At 46.9% G+C, this 7,918-nt stretch carries 8 protein-coding genes; 6 read left to right on the top strand and 2 right to left on the bottom strand.

Annotated features, from left to right (window positions below):
* The 6 genes from B3D59_RS15685 to B3D59_RS15710 form a co-directional block, all read left to right on the top strand.
* The coding region (locus B3D59_RS15685; protein WP_286821817.1) for a biotin--[acetyl-CoA-carboxylase] ligase at window positions 1-773 on the top strand (773 nt) is incomplete at its 5' end.
* Between the two features lie 28 nt (window positions 774-801).
* On the top strand, window positions 802-1,326 hold the full coding sequence (locus B3D59_RS15690) for a biotin transporter BioY (RefSeq protein ID WP_286821820.1): 525 nt from the start codon (window positions 802-804) through the stop codon (window positions 1,324-1,326).
* A gap of 7 nt (window positions 1,327-1,333) precedes the next feature.
* Window positions 1,334-2,077 carry an energy-coupling factor ABC transporter ATP-binding protein gene (locus B3D59_RS15695; RefSeq protein ID WP_286821828.1) on the top strand — a complete coding sequence of 248 codons (744 nt, stop codon included), beginning with the start codon at window positions 1,334-1,336 and terminating at the stop codon, window positions 2,075-2,077.
* A complete protein-coding gene (locus B3D59_RS15700) occupies window positions 2,074-2,823 on the top strand; it encodes an energy-coupling factor transporter transmembrane component T family protein (RefSeq protein WP_286821829.1) in 750 nt (249 codons plus the stop codon). Before B3D59_RS15695 ends, B3D59_RS15700 begins: the two co-directional genes overlap by 4 nt.
* 649 nt (window positions 2,824-3,472) lie before the next feature.
* On the top strand, window positions 3,473-5,596 hold the full coding sequence (locus B3D59_RS15705) for a response regulator (protein ID WP_286821833.1): 2,124 nt from the start codon (window positions 3,473-3,475) through the stop codon (window positions 5,594-5,596).
* Entirely contained in the window at window positions 5,583-5,972 is a 390-nt protein-coding gene (locus tag B3D59_RS15710; protein ID WP_286821834.1) for a response regulator, read from the top strand. The genes B3D59_RS15705 and B3D59_RS15710 overlap by 14 nt, the downstream gene beginning before the upstream one ends.
* A gap of 130 nt (window positions 5,973-6,102) precedes the next feature.
* Here B3D59_RS15710 and B3D59_RS15715 read toward each other — a convergent pair whose 3' ends face one another.
* Complete coding sequence (locus B3D59_RS15715; protein WP_286821837.1) at window positions 6,103-6,768, bottom strand: L-fuculose-phosphate aldolase; 666 nt, start codon at window positions 6,766-6,768, stop codon at window positions 6,103-6,105.
* 97 nt (window positions 6,769-6,865) lie between these two features.
* Window positions 6,866-7,720 carry a DNA ligase gene (locus B3D59_RS15720; protein WP_286821842.1) on the bottom strand — a complete coding sequence of 285 codons (855 nt, stop codon included), beginning with the start codon at window positions 7,718-7,720 and terminating at the stop codon, window positions 6,866-6,868.
* Window positions 7,721-7,918 lie beyond the last annotated feature (198 nt).

Consider the following 7,918-nt stretch of genomic DNA (forward strand, 5'->3'; position numbering starts at 1 on the left):
CGGGCTATCAACTTCAGGACACCTGCAACCTGCTGTACCCGGTTTGTTTCCCAACGCACCTTCAGGACAGAATCTTCCATTTCCCGGAACTTGACTCTACCATGGACCAGGCCCGAAAGATAGCCCGGCAAGGTCTCCAGCATGCCGGTTGCGTCATTGCCGAAGTCCAGACAGCCTCCAGGGGCCGACTGAACAGGCAATGGGCCTCTGCCCGGGGCGGGCTTTGGTTTACCCTGATCCTTAAACCGGATTTGCCGCCTCCCCTGGCCTGGACCATGAATTTTGCCGCTTCGACCTGCATGGCCGAAGTTCTGGCCGGCTTATTTGACCTGGATGTCCGTGTCAAATGGCCCAATGACCTGCTTCTCAAAGGTCGCAAGCTGTCCGGAATGCTGGCGGAAATGGAAACCCGGGCGGATATGGTTAATTTCCTGTTTCTGGGCATCGGGCTTAATGTGAACAATGAACCGGAATCAAATCAATACCAGGCCATTTCCCTGAAAACAGCCCTGGGAAAATCTGTGTCCAGAAAACAAATCCTGACCCGGTTCCTGGATCTGTTTGAATCCAGGATTTCGACCGTTGATCCGGCCAGGATCATCAGCCGGTGGAAGGAACGGACCGGCACCATCGGCAGCGATGTCAGGGTTCAAACCCATGACCGGGTGTATGAGGGCAAGGCCCTGGATGTGGATGACTCCGGTGCCCTCATTGTCCAAGGCCGGGACGGCATCACCCGGAAAATTATTTATGGCGATTGTTTTCACTCGTGAAAAATAACCTGAGATGAATGGTAAACATATGGATGTTTCTGTAAAACCGATTGTATATTCAGCCCTTTTTATCGCCCTGATCAGTATTGGCGCAATGATTGCCATACCTGTGGGTCCTGTCCCCATTGTACTTCAAAACATGTTTGTCCTCCTGGCGGGTTTGATCCTGCCGCCGGCCTGGGCTGCCGGGTGCGTGGCGGTTTATCTGCTCATGGGATTTGCCGGACTGCCGGTATTTGCCGGCGGCACTTCGGGTATTGGAAAAGTGGTCGGCCCCACCGGCGGATATCTTCTCTCTTATCTGCCTGCCGCATTCCTTACCTCTGTCATATCCGGTCGCACTAAAAATAGCCTGATCCGGGATAGTGTGGCCACCATTACCGGAATGGCGGTGATTTACCTGTTCGGCGTACCCTGGCTGAAATGCGTGCTGGCCGTCTCCTGGAGCAAGGCCCTGGCTGCGGGCATGTACCCCTTTCTTGCCGGTGCTGTGGTTAAAATGATTGCAGCAGTAATAATCGCCCGAAAGCTTCGTCCCCTGATCCGGTTGTAAGCGTTTTATGGATAACGTATTGCTGAGAACAGATCATCTGACCCATGCCTTTGGTTCGGGGGATACAGGCATATTTGAGATTTGTCTGACCGTATCCCGGGATGATTTCATTGTGCTTGCCGGAAAAAACGGATGCGGAAAAACCACCTTGATCCGTCATTTCAACGGTCTGTTGATGGCGGATACCGGCCGGGTTCTGTTCAACGGGCAGGATATTCAAAAAAACCTGACCTTTGCCCGCAAAAAAATCGGTATGGTTTTCCAGGACCCGGATACCCAGATCATTGCAGATACCGTGTTTGATGAAACCGCCTTTGGTCCGGAAAATTTAAACATGAGCCGGGAAGAGATTAATGGCAAAGTGAATAAAGTTCTTACCCTGCTGGACCTGGACCACTTACGAGACAGAAATCCTGCCACCCTTTCCGGCGGGGAAAAGCGGCGGCTGGCCATTGCCGGCATCCTGGTCATGGAACCGGATCTGATTGTTTTTGACGAGCCGTTTGCCAATCTGGACTATCCATCTGTTTTATCCCTGGCCGGACTGTGCCGAAAACTTCACCAGTCCGGGCACGCCATTGTCATGACCAGCCATGATGTGGCACCGGTGATCACGTTTGCCACTAAAATGGTAATCATGGACAAAGGACGGATCAAGGAACAAGGAGATCCAATCTTGCTTGCCCCCTGTCTTGAATCATATGGCGTAAAAAATCCGTTTACCCCCATGGCACAGGCGTGGGCACGGTGACACTTTTTTCTTATCGTCCAGGTAACACCTTATGGCACACCCTGGATGTCCGGTGCAAATGCCTTCTGGTCTGCCTGTTGAGCCCGCCTGTACTAAAGACGGGATTGCCCGCGAATATTGTCTGCTTGTGCGTTTTAATGTTTATATTGAAAAAATTGGGGGTGGGCCCGGCAACGCTTGTAAAGGCCCTGAAAGCCTTCCTTTTGTTTTTAATACTGATATTTTTCTGCCGGTGGGCAGGCACGCCCGGTGATCCCATGGTGACCCTGCATGGATTCAGCCTGACCCGCCAGGGTTTTACTTCCGGCAGCCTGGTTGCGTTAAGGTTTCTGGTCGTCATGCTGTTAGGGCTGATATTGACGGCAACAACCCGGTCCATGGAAATCAAGGCGGCTGTCCAGTGGTTTTTCAAACCTGTTCCTTTTATTCCTGAAAAACGGGTGGCTGTGATGGTGGGTCTGGCCCTGAAATTCATGCCCCTGATCCTCGATAACGCCAGGGAAGTGACCCATGCCGTCAATGCCCGGTGCGGCAATTTAAGGAAAAATCCTGTGCGGCGACTTATCAACCTCTCCTGGCCCCTGCTGAAAAAAACATTTCAATCCGCAGATGACCTGACCCTTGCCATGCAGGCCAGGTGTTACAATGAAAACCGCACGGATCCAAGGTTTTCCACCAATGGAAAAGAGGGTTGGGTGGTTGGTCTGGCGCTTTTTTTTTCCGTCGGGATGCTACTGATGGGCTGAGCCTGGTTTCTGCCTACTCGCCAAAGGATTTCGCGAAAAGGGCTTGATCATAACATCGGTCAGATTGTGCGCATCTTCTCAGAACCGGAAAAATACCGCTGGAATTACAAATGGTTCATAATGTCCTGAACAGGGTTTTCTCATAAGTGGCCCATCTTATGATCAAGCCCTTTTGGTCTTTGCATTTTGAGAAGATTCAGCGTATGTAGATGTCATGCCAGGTGTCTTTATCCTTTCTGTGAATTGTTTTTGTTTGGTCACAATATCTATTCACAGACCGGGTAAATTTTATCTACATTTTTTTAAAAAACTTTCCGAATGGGGAGTGATTTGTAAGTCGAATCGTCAAGGAGAGATTTACAAATGTGCTTGTGGTTTATTTTTAGATGCTGACATTAACGCTTCTCTTAATATTCTGCACTTGGGAGCCTATAGTCCTCAAGCCTCATATATAAAACAGGATAACTATATATATTTATTGATATTTTATATAACTATCGGAACCGGACTTGGGTTATCTGTTTCATATTTTATCATTACGCAGAATCATCACGGTACTATGGATGTGGTTTCCCTGTTAGGGAAAGGATCAACATTTATTATACGGTTACCATTGGAACAGATCAAGCGATAGAAGGGGGGACGGCAATTGAAAGTACTTGTAATTGATGATGAAAAGCATATCCGACAAAGCCTTTCCGATTATCTGGAAGATAATGATTATGATGTTATAACAGCAGAAAACGGACAACAGGGCCTGCGGTTTATTTCCTCTGAAAAGCCCGATCTGGTGCTGCTGGATTTAAGGATGCCGGAGATGGATGGGATTGACGTTTTGCGGCAAGGAAAAAAAATAATGCCGGATCTCCCCATGATCGTTATTTCAGGGGCAAATTGTATCGGAGAGGTGGTCAAGGCATTGCACTATGGGGCCTGGGATTATCTCGAAAAGCCCATACACAATTTTACCGCATTGGATCATTCGATCAATCTGGCCCTGGAAAAGGCCAGATTGATTCGAGAAAACAGAGACTACCAGGAAAATCTGGAAAAAATGGTAAAAGAAAGAACCCGTGAACTTGAAAATGCCAACACACATTTATCCAACATCAATGAGCGGTTGCATAAAATTGTCGAAACCACACAACGGTTGCACGCTTGCGTTGAGATGGAACATTTCGGCAAGAAGGTGCTTGAAGAATTTGCAGCCCATATGACGGCGACCGGCGGCAGTTTGTATTTGCTTGAAAAAAATGGACTGCGACTGGTGCATTCACTTATTTCCGAGCATACACCGGAATTTATCCCCTTCCCGTTACCTGAGGACTCTGTATTCAAAACGGTTTTGGACCAGGGAGAGGCGCTTCTTGTCCACAACATTGAAAAAGAAAACACATATCTTCCTAGCGGATGGCCCGGATATTCAAATGGTTCATTTCTTGCCTTCCCAATAAGGGAAGATTTTGGCAATCCCATTGGTATTATCACGCTTTATAACAAACAAACACCCCCCTTTATTGACCAGGATAAAGAGATTGGCGCCATCCTTTCATCTTATTGTTGCGAGACCATACGGGCCATTAAGGCTTTTCAGGAGTCTAAAAGAAAAGAAATTCAGCTTCAACAAGCCCAGAAAATGGAAGCAATCGGCACGCTTGCCGGCGGGATTGCCCATGATTTTAATAATATCCTTTCGGGCATTATCGGTTATGCGGAACTGGCCAAAATGGCCATTGGTACAAATGAAAAGGCCCGAAAATATATCGACCAGGTGATGGCAGGTGCATGGCGTGCCGGTAAAATTATCTCCCAGATTCTGACGTTCAGCCGGCAGGCTGAGTCTGAAATGAGACCATTGAAGGTTTATTTAATTGTTAAAGAGGCTGTTAAATTCCTTCGCTCCTCCATTCCTTCGACCATCCATATTATTGAAAAAATTGACGCCAAAGATATGATTGTGGCTGATGCGACCCAGATTCATCAGGTGATTATAAATCTGTGCACCAATGCATATCATGCCATGAAGGACGCCGGCGGAACCTTATCCATATCTTTAAGGAATGCTGAACTCTCCGTAGAAGACCTGGAAGAGGGATCTCCTCTCGGTGAATATATCACTTTGCAAATAAAGGACACCGGATGCGGTATTGATGAAGACGTCATAGATCGGATTTTTGAGCCCTATTTCACAACCAAAGAAGTCTCCCATGGCACAGGACTGGGTTTGGCCGTAGTCAGCAGCATCGTTAAAAAACATAAGGGCATGATAAAAGTTCACAGCCGAATCGGTAAGGGAACGGTTGTCGACGTTTTTTTTCCAGTATTCAATTCACCCCTGGATCAATGCACAAAACCCGAATACAATATAAAGGCATTCGAGGGGACGGAACGTATTCTGCTTGTTGATGATGAACAAGCTCTTCTGGATTCCACCCAGCAAATACTTTCCAGTATGGGATATACCGTATCCGGTTTTACTGACAGCATATCCGCTTATAAGGCGTTTGCCAAAGAACCCAATGCCTTTGACCTGGTAATTACCGATATGAGTATGCCCAATATGGACGGCAGGTTATTGTCGGAAAAAATTTTATCGCTTAAAAAAGATATGCCGATAATACTTTGCACAGGATTTCATGAATCGTTTACTGAAAAGGACGCCACTAAAATGGGTATTCGCCGATATCTCCACAAACCGGTCCCAAGACAAACCTTAACATTGGCCATTCGTGAAGAATTAAGCAACCTTGGGGGAAAAAATGGAACAAATTAAAAAAAGCATATTAGTCGTTGATGATGAAATCTATATCCGACAGAGTTTTATTGACTATTTTGAAGACCGGGATTGGCTGGTTTTTGATTCGGAAAGTTGTGAAGCCGCTCTTGAACTGCTCAAGACCCAGGCCTGTTCCGCGGCTATCGTAGATATCCGTATGACCGGCATGGATGGCGAGACGTTTATCAAGAACGCATCAAAAATATATCCTGATATGGTTTTTATCATCTGTACAGGCTCTCCTGAATATGAAAAATCAGAAGATATGATTCAACTCTCCAATGTTGCAGATCAGGTTTTTGGCAAACCGGTGATATGTATTGATAAACTGGAGGAGACAATCCTATGCATGTTCGCTGGTAAAAATTCATAAAATATTTTCAGAGCGCTGTGTGATGTTCTGTATATGCCGACCACGCAGGATCTCAAAGAGGCCAAAGGCAAGGCCCTGTCAGAAAAAGACATTGTCCCGGCAATGGCCCGGAGCTTTGTTAAACCGATCGTCAACGGCAACAACTATCACCCATTTTTTTCTGCCCATAGGTCTTGAACTTTTCAAGAACGATCTCCATCTCTTCATCCGGCAGGATGACTGGATGTCCGATGCTCTTGGTCTGATAATAAATCCGGGCGACAAATTCAATCTCTTCGGCAGCGGCAAAAGCAGTGTCCATACTGCTGCCAACTGCTACAAGTCCGTGATTGGCAAGCAGCACGGCATTATAATTTCCAATATATTCGGCCACTATTTCAGCCAGTTCCGGTGTACCAAAAGTGGCATACGGCGCCAGAGGTACTTTTTTTCCTGCAAACCCGACAAGATAATGAACTGCCGGGATTTCCCATCCCAAACAGGCCATGGTAACCGCATAGGGGGAGTGGGTGTGGACAACGGCCTGGACATCCTTGCGCCGGTGATAGAGGGAAAGGTGAAAACCTAATTCGCTTGAAGGCTTGGCCTCTCCATCAATGACACGTCCCTGCATATCGGTGAGGACAACGTCCCGGGGCTGTAATACCGCGTACTCAATCCCGCTGGGACTGATGGCCACTGTTCCCCTATTTCGGTCAACAACGCTCAAATTCCCACCGGTACCGGTGGTCAATCCTGATGTCACCAGTTTAAGACCAAAACGCACAACGGTTTTTCTTTCATTTTCCAGCTCCATAAACGCCTCCATAAAAAAGGGTCCACCTTGTTATAACAGCCATGGTCTGATCTGACATATCAACTGCCAGGCATCGCCCATGGCTGTTTATTGGAAATCAGTCTTTCCGGACTCTTAAAAAAGAGGCGAATTTCGGAACTCCGTTTTTACTGAATCCATGATATTTAAACGTTACGGTTGTCCCAACGGCAGGCGGGTTATTGCGAATCAGATCCGTGAACCCGGTCCCTAATTTAAAAATGACGCCGTTTTCCAGTTTCACCGTGAGCGATCCCATGGCGTTTTCATATTTGCCTTTTCCCTTGTTAATACCGATAATAAGGCCTTCCATGTCCCGGTTTTTTTTTACCTTGAGAACATATGCGCTTCTGCCTGTATGGTAGGGCATATTGGGATTTTTTACGATAACGCCTTCACCGCCTCTTGATTCCACTTCAAGAAAAAACCGGTCCAGATCCGGTCTACTTTGGATCAAAGTCTGCTGAAGCACCCTGACATAGGGGTTAGGATGAAATGTGAACCACTCTTTTGCCATGTCAAGCCGCTGAAAAAAAGCCCCCTTCTGGTTAGGCACCTCAAAAATATGGTAATTAATTTTTTCCCACCCCGAGCTCGGCTCGGCATCAAGCACCACAGACTGAACAAACTCAAAATCCCCTTGTTTGCTCCACAACTCGCCATCCAATTCAAACGCAGGAAAATTTTTGATAAACCATGGCGGCGGATGAAGGGTCAGCCCTTTTCGGGTCAACAGGCGCCTGCCGTCCCAGTATCCGCGTATTCCATCCAGTTTTTCGCTCATTACCCAGCCTTTAATGTCTTCTTTTCCGGTATACGACCGGGCCTTTTGTAAATCCAAATCATTTGCCTGACAAAAAGAGCAAAAGAAGAAGAGCACCATTAACCATATCCCGACAATTTTTTGATAAATATGGTTGGTGAAATCAGACATAAGCCGCTCTTATTATTATCGGGATCTGAGCCTCATTTGGGGAGCCTCATTTGGCCCAGGTCAGGGGAAAACAAACAAAAATACAACGACCATTATAGATCTCTTTCCTTAATAGGATAGGAACTTGCTTTTTGTCAACCAACATATAGAAAAATCGGGGCTTGGTCGTAACATCGGCCACAGCGTAGGTTGGGTTGA

Source organism: Desulfobacter sp. UBA2225, assembly GCF_002348205.1.
In the GTDB taxonomy this organism is placed as follows: Bacteria; Desulfobacterota; Desulfobacteria; order Desulfobacterales; family Desulfobacteraceae; genus Desulfobacter; species Desulfobacter postgatei.

Excerpts from the sequence above, each read along its gene's own strand:
- B3D59_RS15695 (WP_286821828.1), top strand. The coding sequence starts at position 1,334 with ATGGATAACGTATTGCTGAGAACAGATCATCTGACCCATGCCTTTGGT.
- B3D59_RS15720 (WP_286821842.1), bottom strand. The coding sequence starts at position 7,720 with ATGTCTGATTTCACCAACCATATTTATCAAAAAATTGTCGGGATATGG.
- B3D59_RS15715 (WP_286821837.1), bottom strand. The coding sequence starts at position 6,768 with ATGGAGCTGGAAAATGAAAGAAAAACCGTTGTGCGTTTTGGTCTTAAA.
- B3D59_RS15710 (WP_286821834.1), top strand. The coding sequence starts at position 5,583 with ATGGAACAAATTAAAAAAAGCATATTAGTCGTTGATGATGAAATCTAT.
- B3D59_RS15690 (WP_286821820.1), top strand. The coding sequence starts at position 802 with ATGGATGTTTCTGTAAAACCGATTGTATATTCAGCCCTTTTTATCGCC.